We start from the raw sequence: 16,494 nt of genomic DNA on the forward strand, positions 1-16,494 counted from the left end.
GCCTACCGGGTGCTCTTCCCGCGCCCGGCGGCCGGCCCGCTCAGGCAGGTGGTCCGCCGGCTGCTGCTGGCGCTGCTGGTGCTCATGATCACCGTGCTCATCGTCTACGCCGACCGCGGCGGCTACCACGACAGCGCCAACGGCACGGTGTCGTTCCTCGACGCGCTCTACTACGCGACGGTGACGCTGTCCACGACCGGTTACGGCGACATCGTCCCGTACAGCACCGGGGCGCGGCTGACCAATACGCTGCTGGTGACGCCGCTGCGGGTGATCTTCCTGATCATCCTGGTCGGTACCACCCTGGAGGTGCTGACCGAGCGCACCCGGGAGCAGTACCGGCTCAAGCGCTGGAGGAGCACCTTGCACGACCATGTGGTGATCGTCGGGTTCGGGACGAAGGGGCGGTCCGCCGCGCAGACGCTGATCGGGCGAGGGGTGCGGCAGGACCGGATCGTGGTGGTGGACCCGGTGCCGAAGGTGGTGCAGGCCGCGGCCGACGAGGGGTTCGTGGCGGTCACCGGGGACGCGACCCGCAACGACGTGCTGCTGCGGGCCGAGGTCGGGCGGGCCCGGCAGATCGTGATCGCCGCCCAGCGCGACGACACGGCGGTCCTGGTCACGCTCACCGCGCGGCAACTCAACGGTACGGCGCGGATCGTCGCGTCCGTGCGCGAGGAGGAGAACGCGCCGCTGCTGCGGCAGTCCGGGGCGGACGCGGTGATCACGAGTTCGAGTGCGGCGGGGCGGTTGCTCGGGCTGTCGATGCTCAGCCCGAGTGCCGGGCGGGTGATGGACGACCTCATCACGTACGGAAGCGGGCTCGATCTGATCGAGCGCGCGGTGGAGCCGTCGGAAGTCGGGCGGGCGCCGAGGGAGTTGGGGGACCTGGTGGTGTCGGTCCGGCGGGGGGAGGCGCTTCTCGACCACGACGACAACGAGTTGGGGGCGCTGCGTGAGGGGGACCGGCTGATCGCGATCCACCGGGCGATGTGAAGCCGTGCGCGCGGCGCCCTGGTCCGCCCGGGCGGCCGCGCCCGGGGAGCGCCCGCCCCGCCCCGCCACCGGCGCTACCGGCGGGACCTCAGGATGTCGCCGGTGCCCGCGGGCAGGCGGACGGCGCCGGTGGTGGCGGCGAGGGCGGGCAGGGCGAGCAGGGTGAAGGCGGCGCCGTAGGAGAGCGCGGGGGATGTGTGGCCCAGCAGGTGGTGGGTGAGGGGGTCGCCGAGGCGCAGGGCGACGGGGGCGGCGGCGACCCCGAGGCCGGCGGCGGTCTGCGTGGCGGTGGCGTTGAGCGTGTTGGCGTCGCGCATCCGGTCCTGCGGGACATCGGCGAACGCGAGGGTGTTGTAGCCGGTCAGGCCGGTGGAGCGGGCGGCGCCGCTGAGGGTGACGAGCGCGCCGATCACCCACAGCGGGGTGCCCGCGGTGAGGAAGGCGCAGCCGGCCATGGTCCCGGCGAGGACGACACCGGAGGCGGCCAGCACCGCGCGGTAGCCGAAGCGGCCGAAGAGGAAGCCGGTCGCGGGCTTGATGCCGATGTTGCCGACGAAGACGAAGAGCACCAGGGCGCCGGAGCGTACGGCGCTCCACCCGAAGACCTCCTGGAAGAGCAGCGGCAGCAGGAAGGGCACCGCGGAGACGGAGATCCAGAAGACCGAGCCGCCGGAGACCGAGGCGCGGAAGGAGTGGGTGCGCAGGGTGCCGAGGTCGATCAACGGGCGTTCGGCCCGCCGCAGATGGCGTAGCGCGAGGGCGAGCAGCAGCAGGGAGACCGCGCCGAGCCCGGCGGCGCGCGGCCACGGCGCGTGCGCGTCGGACAGCAGGTGCCCGGTGTAGGTGAGCGCGCCCAGCCCCACCGACGTCCACACCAGCCCGAGCCAGTCCAGCGCGCCCACCCCGGCGACCGGGCCGCCCTCGATCAGCCGCCAGGCGACGGCGAACGCGACCAGCCCGAGCGGGATGTTGATCAGGAAGAGCCAGTGCCAGCTCGCGTAGGTGGTGATCACCCCGCCCAGCAGCGGCGCGGCGACCGGCGCGATCAGCGCCGGCCAGACGATGTACGACACGAGCCGCGGGATGTCGGGCTTGGCGATCCCCGACAGCGCGACCAGCCGCCCGACCGGCACCATCATCGCGCCGCCCGCGCCCTGGAGGACGCGCAGCGCGACCAGTTCGCCGAGGCTGGACGCTGCGGCGCAGGCCAGCGAGGCGACGGTGAACAGCACGATCGCCGTGAGGAAGATCCGCCGGGCGCCGAAGCGCGCGGTCAGCCAGCCGCTCAGCGGGACGAGTACGGCGAGGGTGAGGACGTACGCCGTGACGACCAGGCCGACCGCGGTGGCGGAGACGCCGAGGGACGCGCCGATCCGGGGTGCGGCGGTGGACACGATGGTGCCGTCGAGGTTCTCCATGAAGAAGCACCCCGCCACGAGCAGGGCGACGGCGCGCTGCCGAGGGCTGATCCGGTGTGCCGGGCCGCCGTCCGCACTCGCGGAGGCGGTCGTCGTGGCCGCGGTCGCGGTCGGCCGCGGTGGGGATACGGCCGCTGGGGTGCTGCCGGGTGGGGGCTGCCGCTCGGGTCGCGGCGGCTGCGGGGCGTCGATCATGTGATCAGCGTGCAAGCCGACCATGGTTGATCACAAGGTCCTGGTTGTCAGATGACCGTTGCACGGGATGCAAGAGTCGGTGCGACACTGAAGCCGTGCTCCTGCCGGACATGAATCTGCTGCCCGCTCTGGACGCGCTGCTCCGCGAGGGCAGCGTCACGGGCGCCGCGACCGTGATGAACGTCTCACCGTCCGCGATGAGCCGGACCCTGGCCCGGTTGCGCCGGGTGGTCGGCGATCCGCTGCTGGTGCCCTCGGGCCGCGGGCTGACCCTCACCCCGCGCGCCCGCGAGCTGCGGCCCCAGGCGGCTGCCGCGCTCGGCCAGGCGCTGGCCGCGCTGCGCCCCCCGCCGCCGGTCGATCTCGCCGACGTCCGGCGGGACTTCGTGATCCGTACGAACGACGGGGTGGCCGTGGTGCTCGGCGCCGCCCTGCTCGCCCGGGCCGCCCGCGAGGCGCCGGGCGTACGGCTGCGCATCCTGCCCGAGGGCGACGAGGACCCCGCCGACCTGCGCGACCGGGTGGACCTCGACCTCGGCGCCCTGCCCGAGACCCCGCCGGACGTCCGCACCACCCACCTGGCCGACTTCCGGTACATGGCGGTCGTACGGTCGGCGGAGCGTGGCCCCGGCGCCTGCGCTCCCCTCACGCCGGCGGACTTCGCCGCACTCCCCCACATCACCGCCTCCCGGCACGGCCGCGCCCGCAGCGTGATCGATGACCGGCTCGCCGAACTCGGCCTGGAACGAAGGGTGCTGGCCACCGTGCCGACCTTCGGCGCGGCCTGCTTCCTCGCGCTGGACACCCACGCGTTCGCGATCGTGCCCTCCGGCTTCGCCGAACGCGCCGCCCGGGCGCTGCGCCTGACCGTGCACGAGATCCCGCTGCGGCTGCCCCCGGTGGCGTTCGACATGACCTGGCACGTACGGCACGACGCCGATCCCGCGCACCGCTGGCTGCGGCAGACGCTGGTCGAGCTGACCGGTGACGGCGAGGTGCTCGGCGGGATGCGGCCGGCCGCGGAGTAGCCTCCCGTTGCATGTACGCGATGACGATTCCCCAGCCGGGCGGCCCCGACGCGCTGACCTGGGCGGACGTACCCGATCCGGTGGCCGCGGACGGCGAGGTCGTGGTCGAGGTCGCGGCCGCCGCGGTGAACCGCGCCGACCTCCTGCAGCGGATGGGCCTTTACGACCCGCCGGCCGGCTCCGTGCCCTACCCCGGCCTCGAGTGCTCCGGCCGGATCGTGGAGGTCGGCCCGGGCGTGGCCGGGTGGTCGGTCGGCGACGAGGTGTGCGCGCTGCTGGCGGGCGGCGGCTACGCCGAGAAGGTGGCGGTGCCCGCCGGGCAACTGCTCCCCGTGCCCGAGGGCGTCGACCTCGTGACGGCGGCCGCGCTGCCCGAAGTCGCCGCCACCGTCTGGTCGAACGTCTTCATGGTGGCCCATCTGCGGCCCACCGAGACGCTGTTGGTGCACGGCGGGTCCAGCGGGATCGGCACGATGGCGATCCAGCTCGGCAAGGCGGTCGGAGCGCGGGTCGCGGTCACCGCGGGCAGTGCGGAAAAGCTCGACGCCTGCCGGGAGTTGGGCGCGGACGTGCTGATCAACTACCGCGAGCAGGACTTCGTGGCGGAGCTGGGCGAGGACGGCGCGGACGTCATTCTCGACCTGATCGGCGCGAAGTACCTGGACCGCAACATCGACGCGCTCGCGGTCAACGGCCGGCTGGTGGTGATCGGCATGCAGGGCGGGGTGCAGGCCGAGCTGAACCTCGCCAAGCTGATGGCCAAGCGCGGCGCCGTCGCCGCCACCACGCTCCGCTCCCGCCCGCCGGCCGAGAAGGCGGCGATCGTCGCGGCGGTCCGCGAGCACGTCTGGCCGCTGATCGAGGCGGGCACCGTCCGCCCGGTGGTCGACCGCGCGCTCCCGCTCGTCCAGGCGGCCGAGGCCCACCGCCTGATGGAGTCCAGCACCCACATCGGCAAGATCCTGCTCACCGTCTGACCGCCTCTTCGCCCCGCGCGGCCGGGCGGACCTGCCCGGCCGCGCACTCAGGGCAGGTCGGGGACGTACTCCGCCGGCGGCGGGAGCGGGGAGTAGCGCGCGCCCTTGGCGTTGAAGTGGGCGAGGTGGAAGGTGCGGCCCTCGTGCTCGATCTCCATCGGGGGCGGGTTGCCGACGTAGCGGTACGGGTGGGCCTCGCCGTCGATACGCGCCGGGACGCGGTGCTGCCACGTGGCCCAGGCGTCGGCGTACTCCTGGGCGTGCGCGCGGGAGTTCCAGGGGCGCTCGGCGGGGAGCGGGGCGGCCGGGTCCCGGCGCAGCCCGAGCAGGACGCGGAGCAGGCGGGCGCTGTGGATGCCGCGGACCCGGAAGTTCTCCAGGTCGTCGAGGGCGACCACCATCCGGACGTACCGCCCGGAGCGCCCGCGGTGCCGGCCGACCGCGTGGGTGCGGCCGTGCCCCGGGTCCCATCGGGCCCGGGTGACCCACAGGCGGGCGCCGGGCGGGAAGTGCTTGATGCCGCGCCGGATGTCGAGCCCGGCCTCGCCGTTCGCGGTCTCGGCGCTCACGTTGGCGACCACGCACCAGCCCAGCGGGTCGCCGTCGGGCGGGCCGGCGTCGTCGGAAGCGCCGTCCGCGGGTGTCCCGGTCATGCGGTGATGGTGCCGGGCGGACGGGGCGGGGCGCACCCGGTTTCTCCAGCGGCCCGGTTTCTCCGGCGGCCCGCTGTGCCGGCGACGGGCGCCCGAAAGATGCCCGGGATGCCGTATTTGTCGCCTCATGTGACGCTGGGGCGTACACACGGTTGGGTGCGGGAGGCGCGGACGTGCGGTGGGCTGCGGCGGACAGGCGGGGCGAGGCGCGACGGGCGGCCGCGGGCACGATGGCCGCGGGCACGGCGGTGCTGGCCGCGGCGCTGCTCGGAGCGGCGGCGCCGGCGTGGGCGGCCGGGGACACGGCGCCCTCGGCGGCACAGCAGCGACGGCCGCCTGGCCCCTCCGCCACGGCGCCGGGGGCTCAGGACGCGCCATCGGGCGCTTCGTCGGGCACCTCGTCGGGCGCGGCGCAGGGCACGCAGCAGCCGCCTGCCGGTCGCCCCCGACCGTCCGCTCCCGCCGCCTCGCAGCCGAAGCCGCTGCCGCAGCCGCTGCCCCTGCCCGGGGTCGGCCCCGTGCTCACGCTGCCGGTCCTCCCCCCGACCGTGCCGCCCCTCGCCCCTCCCGCCGTCCCGTCACGGCCGAGCCGTCCTGCCCGGCCGCCCGTGCCCGCTCCGCCTGCGGCCCCCGCGGCCCCCGTACCCAGCGATCCTCCCGCGTCCGGCGCCCCCGCGCCGAGCTCTCCCACCCACTCCGGCGGCTCGGCCGGCCAGGCACCGTCCACCGGCTCGCCGCCCGCGGCCCTGGCACCGGACCGCCCGAACCGTCCGGACCGCCCGGCCCCCGAGTCCTCCGCCGGGCCCCTGCCCGGCACCGGCTCGCCGCGGCCCGGTCACCCCGGCAGCCGCCCCGCGCCCCCCACCCGCGGCGCACCCGCCGCCAAGACCCCGGCCCGGTCCCCGCACGCGGCTTCGCACGCGCCCCTGCGGCCGTACGTCCCGCTCGGGCACCGAAGCGGCCACCCGGGCGCGGCCTCGGCGCCGCTGCTGCTGGGCGCGGACGGCGGGCAGGCCGCTGCCACGCCCGTGCCGTCGTTCGAGGCGGGCGGGTCGCACGCACCGGCCGGGGCCGAGGAGGAGCAGGACGACCAGGCGCTGCCGTTCGTGACCGCGGGCCGCCCGGTGCCGCGGGTGCTGCCGCTGGGCGCCGGGCTGGTGCTGGTCGGGCTGGGACTGGGGTTCCTCGGGTTGCGGCTGCGCCGGCCCTGACCGCGCCGCTCGTGACCGCGCCGCCACCGATCGCGCCGCCACCGACCGCGCCGCTCGTGACCGCGCCAGCCCGCCCGCGACTCCCGGTGTCGAGGCTCGCGGGGCCGCTGCGGGACAATGGACGCATGGAGATGCCGATGAACGAACGGTCGACGGAGAACTCACAGAATCCGCAGGTCCTGGTCGTCGGGCCGGACGGGATGGCGCTCGGCGGTGGAGCGCTGGGCGAGGGCGAGGAGCCCCGCGAGATCCCGGTGACGGAGATGGTCGAGCAGCCGGCGAAGGTGATGCGGATCGGCAGCATGATCAAGCAGCTCCTGGAGGAGGTGCGGGCGGCTCCTCTCGACGAGGCCAGCCGGGTGCGGCTGAAGGAGATCCACGCCAGTTCCGTCAAGGAGCTGGAGGCCGGGCTCGCCCCCGAGCTGGTCGAGGAACTGGAGCGGCTGTCACTGCCGTTCACCAACGAGAGCGTGCCGAGCGAGGCCGAGCTGCGGATCGCCCAGGCCCAGCTCGTGGGCTGGCTCGAAGGGCTCTTCCACGGCATCCAGACCGCGCTGTTCGCCCAGCAGATGGCCGCGCGCGCCCAGCTGGAGCAGATGCGCCGTGCCCTGCCGCCCGGCGCGGCCGGCCACGACGAGGAGCCGCAGGGCCCGACGGGCCGCTCCGGCCCCTACCTCTAGCCGACCCCGAGACACGCGAAAGGGCCGGACCTCCGCGGTGGACGCCGCCGAGGTCCGGCCCTTTCGTACAAGTCATACGAGCGCCGAGGCACGCAAGCGCTCAGTCCGTGCCCTTGCCCGTCGACACCCAGATGGTGACCGGGCCGTCCGTCTTCGGGTTGTAGTCGGCGTCGGCGGACGGCGACTGGCTCGTCACCGAGCCCTTGCCCCACAACTGCTCGTTGGTGTGCTTGATGGTGTACTTCCAGCCCGCGGCCTTCATGCAGGCGACCACGGAGTCGACGTAGTCCGTGTGGAAGTCCGGCATCGTGGCGACGTCGGGCTTGTCGGGGTTGATGAAGTCGTTGTGGGCGTCGGTGCACTGGTCGGTGTCGATGGTGCGGGTCTGGTCGCCCTGGACCACGCTGTCCGTCGCGGACGCGCTGGCGCTCGCCGAGGTGGTGGCGCTGCCGGTCGGGGTGTCGGTGTGGTCCGCGCTGGGGCTGCCACCGCCGCTGTTGGTCATCGCGACGATCACGCCCACGATCACGGCGATCGCGACCACGGCCACCACCACGCCCACGACCAGCGGGGTGTTGGACTTGCCGCCGCGACGCGGGCCGTTCGGCCCGCCGGTGCCGCCGGCCATGCCGCCGCCTGGACCGCCGGTGCCGTTCATGGCGTACTGCTGCGGCACCTGGCTGGGCGGGAGGTTGTACGCGGGGGTGGGCGGCGGGGTCGGCGCGCCCTGCTGCGGGTAGCCGTACGCCGACGGCGGCGGGGTGGTGGGTCCGTAGCCCTGCGGCGGCGGGGTCGGCGCGTACGGGGTCTGGACCTGCTGCGCCGGGGGCGGCACCTGGCCGGGCTGGACCGGGAAGACCGACGCGGCGACGCCCTCGCCGCGGCTGCCGGTGACGGCGTTGCCGGTGATCACCGGCATGCCGCCGCTCTGCGTGGCGGAGAGCACCCGCTCGATCTCGTCGTGCATCGTGTCGGCGGTCGGGAAGCGCTCGGCCGGGTTCTTGCGCAGCGCGCGGGCCACCAGCGCGTCGATGGCGGGGCCGAGCGCCTGGTTCACCGCGGAGGGGGCCGGCGGGGTCTCCTGGACGTGCTGGTAGGCCATCGCCAGCGGCGAGTCCGCGTCGAACGGCAGCCGACCGGTGAGGAGTTCGAAGAGCATGCAGCCGACCGAGTACAGGTCGGAGCGCTCGTCCACGCCGCGCCCGAGCGCCTGCTCGGGCGAGAGGTACTGCGGGGTGCCGACCACCATGCCGGTCTGGGTCATCGAGGTCACGCCGGACTGCATGGCCCGCGCGATGCCGAAGTCCATCACCTTGACCACGCCGCGCCGGGTGACCATCACGTTGCCCGGCTTGATGTCCCGGTGCACCAGGCCCATCTCGTGGCTGACCGCCAGCGCGGCCAGCACGTCGCCGGTGACCCTCAGCGCCTTGTCGGCGGGCATCGCGCCGAACTGGGCGATGTCCGCGGCCAGTACGTCGCCGAGCGGCTTGCCCTCGACGTACTCCATCACGATGTACGGCACCATCTGGCCGTCGATCACGTCTTCACCGGAGTCGAAGACGGAGACGATGTTGGTGTGGTTGAGCTTGGCGACGGACTGTGCCTCGCGGCGGAAGCGCTCCCGGAACGACTGCTCGTTGCCCAGGTTGGTGTGGAGGGTCTTGACGGCCACCGGCCGGTCCAGCACCGTGTCATGTGCCAGATGCACGGACGCCATGCCACCCTGGCCCAGCAGATCCCGCAGCACGTACCGCCCGCCGCCGACCGAGCGCCCCGCGTACCCGCCCTGTGTGGCGTCCCCGCTCATCTGTACCGCTACCCCCTGATGGTGAACCGGGACGGGACAGACCAGTCCCCCGAGCTTGCCCGCCAAGTCTCGCTTATCGCACGTGCACGTCAAGTTCGTTGACCATCTCGTCACCTGATACGCATCGTCCGCGCACAAAGCGGTGACCTTCGTACGGCAGTCGGACGGCGTCCGATCGCGGCAACCGAAAAGCGGTACGGTGGCGCACCAAGACAGCGATGCGCGTACGACAGGCTCGCACCACATGGCTCGCACGACATGGACGGACGACGAGGACTGATGGTCGACCCGAACGAGACGGCCGCCGGCATCGGAGCGTCGGAGGCCAACGGTCCTTGGGGCCCCGGGGCCGTGGTCGGCGACGGCCGCTACCGGCTGACCGGACGGCTGGGCCGAGGCGGCATGGCCGAGGTCTTCGCGGCGGAGGACGTCCGGCTCGGCCGGATCGTCGCCGTCAAGCTGCTGCGCACCGACCTCGCCGAGGACCAGGTGGCCCGGGCCCGCTTCACCCGCGAGGCCCAGTCGGTGGCCGGCCTCAACCACCACGCGGTGGTCGCGGTCTACGACTCCGGCGAGGACGTCACCCGTACGGGCACGGTCCCCTACATCGTGATGGAACTGGTCGAGGGCCACACCATCAAGGACCTGCTCACCGGGCCCACCCCGCCGCCGGTCGACCAGGCGCTGGTGATCGTCTCCGGCGTGCTGGACGCGCTCGCCTACAGCCACGAGCACGGCATCGTGCACCGCGACATCAAGCCCGCGAACGTCATCATCACCACCACGGGCGCGGTCAAGGTGATGGACTTCGGCATCGCCCGCGCGCTGCACGGCGCGGCGAGCACCATGACGCAGACCGGCATGGTGATGGGCACCCCGCAGTACCTCTCGCCCGAGCAGGCGCTCGGCAAGACCGTCGACCACCGCAGCGACCTGTACGCCACTGGCTGCCTGCTCTACGAACTGCTGGCGCTGCGGCCGCCCTTCGTCGGCGAGACCCCGCTGTCCGTGGTCTACCAGCACGTCCAGGACGAGCCGCAGCTGCCGTCGCAGATCAGCGACCGGGTGCCGCCGGAGCTCGACGGCCTGGTGCTGCGCTCGCTCGCCAAGCAGCCCGAGGACCGGTTCCAGAACGCCGAGGAGATGCGGGCGCTGGTCGGGTACGCCCACCACACGCTGATGCAGCAGGGCGGCTGGACCGGGGGGATGTGGAACACCGGCGCGGTCACCGCGGTCACGCCCCGCCAGACCGGCGCCGCGCCCACCGTGGTGGCCCAGAGCGGCCGGCCCGGGCAGAGCGGCAACACCGCGGAGATCGGTCCGCTGCTCGGCGGGATCTCCGGGGTCGGCGGCAGCGACGACGTGCACGGGTACGGCGAGAAGCCGCCGTCCTCCGGGAGCCACTGGGTCAAGCCGGTGCTCTTCGTGATCGCCGCGGTGCTCGCCATCACGCTCGGGGTCTACCTCGCGACCAGGGACACCGGTGGGAGCGGCCCGAGCACCGACCACACCACCGCGCCGACCAGCGCGCAGTCCTCCGACCAGCCGTCCGACGACGCCACGGACCAGCCGTCCGACGACACCTCGGGCGCGGTGAACGACGAGCCGACCGACTCCGGCGAGTCCAGCGACACCCCCACCGACACCTCGACGTCCACGTCTCCCACCGACGACACCACGGCGCCCACGACACCGCCCACCCACACGACGAAGCCGACGAAACCGACGAAGCCGACGACGCCGCCCACCAAGCCGACCACCCCGCCGCCCACGGGCGGCACCTCCGCCGGCGGTGACGACGGCGGCACCAGCACCGGTGGGACCGCCGGCAGTAGCGGTGGCGACAATGGCGGCGACACTGACGGCGGGATCACGGGAAGCAACGGCTGACGCTCACCTGAAGCGGCGCGGGGAACTGCGCGACCAGCCACCCACGCGCCGCAAGGTCCCGGAACTCCGGGGACGCACCGCCCCGGAGGGTCCGGTCACCCCGTGAACGCGTCGCGGACCCGGGCGTACTCCTCGGTCCACCACACCGCCAGGGCGGACGCGGCCGGGAAGAGCGGGTCGGACCGGGGATCGCGGTGCTGGTAGCGCCAGTGCAGCATCCAGAAGTCGTTGAGCCGCTCCCACCACACGCGGTGCACGGCCGCGGCCACCTCGGACACGGCGATCCCGGCGGCCCGCCGGTACGCCCGGGCGTAGCCGCGGATCTTGGCGAGGTCGAGCCGTCCGTCGGCGGGGTGGACGAAGAAGATGACGGCGGCCCGGACCGCCTCCTCGGCCCGCGGGTGGACGCCCAGCCGGTCCCAGTCGATGATCGCGGCCGGCTCCTCGCCGCGGTAGAGCAGGTTGAGCGGGTGGAAGTCGCCGTGCACCCAGCCGCTGGCCCGGTCGTCCGCGGCCGGCGGCCGGCGGTGGGCGTGCCGGCGCAGCAGCGCGCGGCGTTCGAGCAGGCGGTGCTCGGCGAGCCGGTCGAACGCGTCGAAGGGGCGGTGGCCGCGGACCAGGGTGAGCAGGTGGTCGATCTGCTCGTGGGTGTGGTCGGGGTCGGCGCTGGGGTGCGGTTCGGCCGGGGGCGGCGGCTGGGTGTCGGCCAGTCCGGTGTGGACCCGCCCGAGCAGGGTGCCGAGCCGGTGGGACTGGCTCTGGGAGAGCTCGGTGCCCTCGCGGTGGCGGCCCTCGACCCACCGGAACAGGGCGTACCGGTGGCCGTGGTGGACCGTGACGGTGGTCCCGTCGCGGTCCGGCAGCGGCGCGGCCGCGGGCAGCCCGAGCCGGGCGAGCCGTCGGGTCGCGTGGTGCTGTCGGGCGATCACCGCGGGTGCCGCGGTGTCCGCCGAGATGTACTGCTTCAGGAAGTAGCGGCCGCTGCCCGTGGTGATCCGCCAGCCCCGGTTGAGTAACCCGCGTGGTACGGGTTCGCAGGTCAGCAGGGTCGCCGCACAGTCGTAGCGGCGCAGCAGGGCGGTCAGTGCGGGCGGCCGCTGTGCCGTGCCCATCACGCGGCTCAGCGTAGATCAACGGGCGGTTCGGGCATATGCGAGTGGCGTGAGGGGCCTTGCGTCTGCTATGTCCGGCTGGTCGGATTCGGGCGATGGCCGGAACCGGACGGCACTCCGGGCCGTTCACCCCTTACGGACTTTTCCCGATCGGGATACGGTGCCGGTGTCCCGGTCATGGCCTGCGGTAACGCGGACTACTAGGAAATCCAAGCAAAACCGCAGGTCAGAAAGTGTGCCCTCGGTGTACGCGAAGGCTTCCCGATGTAGGTAACGTCTGCTTTGCAGGCCATTCGCCGGGGCGTTGTCACGCCTGGCCCGGCCATGCCGCACATACCCCGTGCGTCACGCCGGACCAGGTGAGCCGCACTGGCTCTCCGGCAGATCCCGGGGGCCGGACAGACGGAGGAGCGAACGTGAGCGTGAAGAGCACTGCCGCTGGGGGTCCCCCCGCCTCGGGCGGGCGCACCAGCCGCGGCCGCGCGAAGCGCCGTGGGGGCGAGCCCGAGCTCGTACAGCTACTGACCCCCGCGGGCGAGCGCGTCGAGCACGGCGAGTACTCCATCGACCTGACCCCGGACGAGCTGCGTGGCCTGTACCGGGACATGGTGCTGACCCGGCGGTTCGACGCCGAGGCGATCACCCTGCAGCGGCAGGGCGAGCTGGGGCTGTGGGCCTCGCTGCTCGGCCAGGAGGCCGCCCAGATCGGCTCCGGGCGGGCCACCCGCCCGGACGACTACATCTTCCCGACCTACCGCGAGCACGGCGTGGCCTGGACCCGTGACGTGGACCCGTTGAACCTGCTGGGCATGTTCCGCGGGGTCAACAACGGCGGCTGGGACCCCAACGAGAACAACTTCCAGCTCTACACCATCGTCATCGGCTCGCAGACGCTGCACGCGACCGGCTACGCGATGGGCGTGGCCAAGGACGGCGCGGACGCCGCGGTGATCGCGTACTTCGGCGACGGCGCCTCCAGCCAGGGCGACGTGGCGGAGTCCTTCACCTTCGCGGCGGTCTACAACGCGCCGGTGGTGTTCTTCTGCCAGAACAACCAGTGGGCGATCTCCGAGCCGACCGAGAAGCAGTCCCGGGTGCCGATCTACCAGCGCGCGGCCGGCTACGGCTTCCCGGGCGTCCGGGTGGACGGCAACGACGTGCTGGCGGTGCTCGCGGTCACCCGGGCGGCCCTGGAGCACGCCCGCAGCGGACAGGGCCCGATGCTGGTGGAGGCGTTCACGTACCGGATGGGCGCGCACACCACCACCGACGACCCGACCCGCTACCGCAGCGACGAGGAGCGCGAGGAGTGGGCGTCGAAGGACCCGATCGCCCGGCTGCGCACGTACCTCGACAAGCAGGGCCTGGCCGACGAGGAGTTCTACGCGGGCCTGGACACCGAGAGCGACGCGCTGGCGAAGCGGGTCCGCGACGGCGTGCGGAGCATGCCGAACCCCGACACGATGGCGATCTTCGAGAACATCTACGCCGACGGGCACGCGCTGGTGGACGAGGAGCGCGCCCGGTTCGCCGAGTACCTGGCCTCCTTCGAGGACGCGCCCGCCGGGGCCCATGGGGCGGCCGGCTCCGGAAAGGGGCACTGACATGACGCAGATGGCCATCGCGAAGGCGCTCAACGAGTCGCTGCGCACGTCGTTGGAGAACGACCCGAAGGTCCTGGTGATGGGCGAGGACGTGGGCCGGCTCGGCGGCGTCTTCCGGATCACCGACGGCCTGTTCAAGGACTTCGGCGAGGGCCGGGTGATCGACACCCCGCTCGCCGAGTCCGGCATCGTGGGCACCGCGATCGGCCTGGCGCTGCGCGGCTACCGCCCGGTGGTGGAGATCCAGTTCGACGGTTTCGTCTTCCCGGCCTACGACCAGATCGTCACGCAGCTGGCGAAGATGCACGCGCGGGCGCTGGGCAAGATCAAGCTGCCGATCGTCATCCGCATCCCCTACGGCGGCGGCATCGGCGCGGTGGAGCACCACAGCGAGTCCCCGGAGACGCTCTTCGCGCACATCGCCGGGTTGAAGGTGGTCTCGCCGTCGAACGCCTCGGACGCGTACTGGATGATGCGGCAGTCCATCGAGTGCGACGACCCGGTGATCTTCTTCGAGCCGAAGCGCCGCTACTGGGACAAGGGCGAGGTGGCCGTCTCGGCCGTGCCCGCGGGGCTGCACAAGGCGGCGGTGGCCCAGGCCGGCACCGACGTCACGCTGGTGGCGTACGGTCCGATGGTGAAGGTGTGCCTGGAGGCGGCGGCCGCGGCGGCGAACGAGGGCCGCAGCATCGAGGTGGTGGACCTGCGCTCGATCTCGCCGATCGACTTCGACACCGTGCAGACTTCGGTGGAGAAGACCGGGCGGCTGGTCGTGGTGCACGAGGCCCCGGTCTTCTTCGGTTCCGGCGCGGAGATCGCGGCCCGCATCACCGAGCGTTGCTTCTACGCCATGGAGGCGCCGGTGCTGCGGGTGGGCGGTTTCCACGCGCCGTACCCGCCGGCCCGGCTGGAGGAGGAGTACCTGCCCGGTCTGGACCGCGTACTCGACGCCGTCGACCGCGTGCTGGCGTACTGAGGAGAGGGTTGTGACGATCATGGCCGTACAGGCACAGCGCTTTCGCGAGTTCAGGATGCCGGATGTCGGCGAGGGCCTGACCGAGGCGGAGATCCTCAAGTGGTACGTGGGCGTCGGGGACACGGTCACCGACGGGCAGGTGGTCTGCGAGGTCGAGACGGCGAAGGCGGCCGTGGAGCTGCCGATCCCGTTCGACGGGGTGGTCAGCGAGATCCGCTTCGACGAGGGCACCACGGTGGATGTGGGCACCCCGATCATCGTGGTGGACGCGGGGGGCGAGGACGCGCCGGGCGGTGACGAGGCCGGTGCGGCCGCTGCCGTCGCCGCGGAGGCGGTCGAGGCGGTGGAACCCGCGCCGGAGCCGGCCGCGAAGCGGACGGCGGTGCTGGTCGGTTACGGGGTCGCGCCGTCGTCGACGACCAGGCGGCCCCGTAAGCAGAAGCCGGGTGGGCCGGTGCCGGGGGAGCCGTTGAACGGGCACGCGGCGCCCGCCGCACCTGCCGCACCTGCCGCACCTGCCGCGCCCGAGGCGCCCGTTGCTCCTGAGGTGCCCGCGGCCGGTGCTCCCGCGGCCGGTGCTCCCGTGGCCGGTGCGTTGCGGCCGCTGGCCAAGCCGCCGGTGCGCAAGCTCGCCAAGGAGCTGGGCATCGACCTGGCCACCGTGGTGCCCACCGGGCCGCAGGGCGAGGTGACCCGGGAGGACATCAGGGCCGCCGCCGCGCCCCCGGCCCGGCTGCCGCTGCCGGCGGCCGACGACGTCGCCGGCGTCACCTCGACGGGCGCGCGCGAGACGCGGGTCCCGATCAAGGGCGTCCGCAAGGCCATCGCGCAGGCGATGGTCACCAGCGCCTTCACCGCGCCCCACGTCACCGAGTTCGTGACCTTCGACATCACGAAGTCGATGAAGCTGGTGCAGGAGCTGAAGGCCGATCCGGCGTTCGCGGGGCTCAAGGTCAGCCCGCTGCTGCTGGTCGCCAAGGCGCTGCTGGTCGCGCTCCGCCGCAACCCGGAGGCCAACTCGGCCTGGGACGAGGCGAACCAGGAGATCGTCCGGAAGTCCTACGTCAACCTGGGGATCGCCGCGGCCACCCCGCGCGGTCTGGTGGTGCCCAACATCAAGGACGCCCACGACAAGACGCTGCCCGAACTGGCGGCCGCGCTGGGCGACTTGGTCACCACCGCCCGGGAGGGGAAGACCTCGCCCGCCGCGATGCAGGGCGGCACCGCCACCATCACCAACGTCGGCGTCTTCGGCATCGACACCGGCACCCCGATCCTCAACCCCGGCGAGTCCGCGATCCTCGCGTTCGGCGCGGTCAAGCTCCAACCGTGGGTGCACAAGGGCAAGGTGAAGGCGCGGCACGTCACCACCCTCGCGCTCTCCTTCGACCACCGGCTGGTCGACGGCGAGCTCGGCTCGAAGGTGCTGGGTGACATCGCGGCGATCCTGGAGCAGCCCAAGCGGCTGCTCACCTGGTCATGACCGGCTGAACCCTTTCCACAGCGGCGGGCCCGGGCGGATGGACGCCCGGGCCCGCCGCTGTGCGTGTCTCCCGCACTTCCCGTCCGTTTTGTGCTGCCATCGACCGTATGGTCGTCTCTGTCTCCGTCGTCCTGCTGCTCCTCGTCCTCGCCGGGATGCAGATGCACAACCGGTCCCTCAAGCCCAGCCACGCCATCACCTGCGTCCTGCTGGGCTTCTGCCTCGCGTCCTCCAGCCTGGCCCCCACCATCCAGTCCACCCTCACCTCCACCGCCTCCCTGGTCGGCACCATCCATCCCTAGGGCCGCCTTCTCCCGCGGTGCCGGCGGTGCATGATCCGTGGGGCCCGTGTGCCGGGCGGGTCACAGTCCTGGGGGAACGCTTCCGGTCCCGTGCGCGGCGCCGGTAGCGTCGGGGTGCCAATTCTCTTTACGTACAGGTACTTCACGGGGGATGCCATC

The 16,494-nt window shown here is 73.3% G+C and carries 14 protein-coding genes; 10 read left to right on the forward strand and 4 right to left on the reverse strand.

The genetic code is table 11. The features are described from left to right. The first annotated feature begins 9 nt into the window (after positions 1-9). Positions 10-996, forward strand: a complete 987-nt coding sequence (locus AB0399_RS28935; RefSeq protein WP_329374120.1) for a potassium channel family protein — start codon at positions 10-12, stop codon at positions 994-996. A 74-nt stretch (positions 997-1,070) separates the two neighbouring features. Here the strand turns inward: AB0399_RS28935 and AB0399_RS28940 are convergent, their stop codons facing one another. Further along, positions 1,071-2,609 carry an MFS transporter gene (locus AB0399_RS28940; RefSeq protein WP_366413351.1) on the reverse strand — a complete coding sequence of 513 codons (1,539 nt, stop codon included), beginning with the start codon at positions 2,607-2,609 and terminating at the stop codon, positions 1,071-1,073. A gap of 95 nt (positions 2,610-2,704) precedes the next feature. Between AB0399_RS28940 and AB0399_RS28945 the strand changes: the two genes are divergently transcribed. Together AB0399_RS28945 and AB0399_RS28950 are read left to right on the forward strand one after the other, a co-directional pair. Further along, entirely contained in the window at positions 2,705-3,637 is a 933-nt protein-coding gene (locus AB0399_RS28945; RefSeq protein WP_366413352.1) for a LysR family transcriptional regulator, read from the forward strand. An 11-nt stretch (positions 3,638-3,648) separates the two neighbouring features. Continuing rightward, entirely contained in the window at positions 3,649-4,614 is a 966-nt protein-coding gene (locus AB0399_RS28950) for an NAD(P)H-quinone oxidoreductase (RefSeq protein WP_366413353.1), read from the forward strand. Between the two features lie 47 nt (positions 4,615-4,661). On the opposite strand, the gene AB0399_RS28955 is transcribed toward AB0399_RS28950, so the two are convergent. Next, complete coding sequence (locus AB0399_RS28955) at positions 4,662-5,267, reverse strand: hypothetical protein (RefSeq protein ID WP_366413354.1); 606 nt, start codon at positions 5,265-5,267, stop codon at positions 4,662-4,664. A gap of 608 nt (positions 5,268-5,875) precedes the next feature. Between AB0399_RS28955 and AB0399_RS28960 the strand changes: the two genes are divergently transcribed. Beyond that, positions 5,876-6,478: a hypothetical protein gene (locus AB0399_RS28960; protein ID WP_366413355.1), complete on the forward strand. Its 603-nt coding sequence runs from the start codon at positions 5,876-5,878 to the stop codon at positions 6,476-6,478. Positions 6,479-6,603: 125 nt separating this feature from the next. Beyond that, entirely contained in the window at positions 6,604-7,158 is a 555-nt protein-coding gene (locus tag AB0399_RS28965) for a bacterial proteasome activator family protein (protein WP_329366894.1), read from the forward strand. Positions 7,159-7,258: 100 nt separating this feature from the next. Here the strand turns inward: AB0399_RS28965 and AB0399_RS28970 are convergent, their stop codons facing one another. Continuing rightward, positions 7,259-8,968, reverse strand: a complete 1,710-nt coding sequence (locus tag AB0399_RS28970; protein ID WP_366413356.1) for a protein kinase — start codon at positions 8,966-8,968, stop codon at positions 7,259-7,261. 279 nt (positions 8,969-9,247) lie between these two features. Here AB0399_RS28970 and AB0399_RS28975 point away from each other — a divergent pair, with 279 nt between their 5' ends. Then, positions 9,248-10,858 carry a protein kinase gene (locus AB0399_RS28975; protein ID WP_366413363.1) on the forward strand — a complete coding sequence of 537 codons (1,611 nt, stop codon included), beginning with the start codon at positions 9,248-9,250 and terminating at the stop codon, positions 10,856-10,858. 95 nt (positions 10,859-10,953) lie between these two features. Here the strand turns inward: AB0399_RS28975 and AB0399_RS28980 are convergent, their stop codons facing one another. Then, entirely contained in the window at positions 10,954-11,970 is a 1,017-nt protein-coding gene (locus AB0399_RS28980) for a phosphotransferase (protein ID WP_328474307.1), read from the reverse strand. Positions 11,971-12,386: 416 nt separating this feature from the next. On the opposite strand from AB0399_RS28980, the gene pdhA reads away from it, so the two are divergent. The 4 genes from pdhA to AB0399_RS29000 all read left to right on the forward strand — a co-directional run bounded on the left by pdhA (position 12,387) and on the right by AB0399_RS29000 (position 16,335). Continuing rightward, positions 12,387-13,574 carry a pyruvate dehydrogenase (acetyl-transferring) E1 component subunit alpha gene (gene pdhA / locus AB0399_RS28985; RefSeq protein WP_328466753.1) on the forward strand — a complete coding sequence of 396 codons (1,188 nt, stop codon included), beginning with the start codon at positions 12,387-12,389 and terminating at the stop codon, positions 13,572-13,574. Position 13,575: 1 nt separating this feature from the next. After that, positions 13,576-14,550, forward strand: coding sequence for an alpha-ketoacid dehydrogenase subunit beta (locus AB0399_RS28990; RefSeq protein ID WP_329366891.1), 975 nt, complete (start codon positions 13,576-13,578; stop codon positions 14,548-14,550). Positions 14,551-14,569: 19 nt separating this feature from the next. Beyond that, positions 14,570-16,033: a dihydrolipoamide acetyltransferase family protein gene (locus AB0399_RS28995; RefSeq protein ID WP_366413364.1), complete on the forward strand. Its 1,464-nt coding sequence runs from the start codon at positions 14,570-14,572 to the stop codon at positions 16,031-16,033. A 107-nt stretch (positions 16,034-16,140) separates the two neighbouring features. Continuing rightward, positions 16,141-16,335, forward strand: a complete 195-nt coding sequence (locus AB0399_RS29000) for a hypothetical protein (RefSeq protein WP_329366889.1) — start codon at positions 16,141-16,143, stop codon at positions 16,333-16,335. Positions 16,336-16,494: the final 159 nt, after the last annotated feature.

Source organism: Streptomyces sp. NPDC088194 (genome assembly GCF_040702025.1).
Taxonomy (GTDB): domain Bacteria; phylum Actinomycetota; class Actinomycetes; order Streptomycetales; family Streptomycetaceae; genus Actinacidiphila.

Excerpts from the sequence above, each read along its gene's own strand:
- AB0399_RS28975 (WP_366413363.1), top strand. The coding sequence starts at position 9,248 with ATGGTCGACCCGAACGAGACGGCCGCCGGCATCGGAGCGTCGGAGGCC.
- AB0399_RS29000 (WP_329366889.1), top strand. The coding sequence starts at position 16,141 with ATGGTCGTCTCTGTCTCCGTCGTCCTGCTGCTCCTCGTCCTCGCCGGG.
- AB0399_RS28955 (WP_366413354.1), bottom strand. The coding sequence starts at position 5,267 with ATGACCGGGACACCCGCGGACGGCGCTTCCGACGACGCCGGCCCGCCC.
- AB0399_RS28990 (WP_329366891.1), top strand. The coding sequence starts at position 13,576 with ATGACGCAGATGGCCATCGCGAAGGCGCTCAACGAGTCGCTGCGCACG.
- AB0399_RS28995 (WP_366413364.1), top strand. The coding sequence starts at position 14,570 with ATGGCCGTACAGGCACAGCGCTTTCGCGAGTTCAGGATGCCGGATGTC.
- AB0399_RS28970 (WP_366413356.1), bottom strand. The coding sequence starts at position 8,968 with ATGAGCGGGGACGCCACACAGGGCGGGTACGCGGGGCGCTCGGTCGGC.
- AB0399_RS28940 (WP_366413351.1), bottom strand. The coding sequence starts at position 2,609 with ATGATCGACGCCCCGCAGCCGCCGCGACCCGAGCGGCAGCCCCCACCC.
- AB0399_RS28950 (WP_366413353.1), top strand. The coding sequence starts at position 3,649 with ATGTACGCGATGACGATTCCCCAGCCGGGCGGCCCCGACGCGCTGACC.
- AB0399_RS28980 (WP_328474307.1), bottom strand. The coding sequence starts at position 11,970 with ATGGGCACGGCACAGCGGCCGCCCGCACTGACCGCCCTGCTGCGCCGC.
- AB0399_RS28965 (WP_329366894.1), top strand. The coding sequence starts at position 6,604 with ATGGAGATGCCGATGAACGAACGGTCGACGGAGAACTCACAGAATCCG.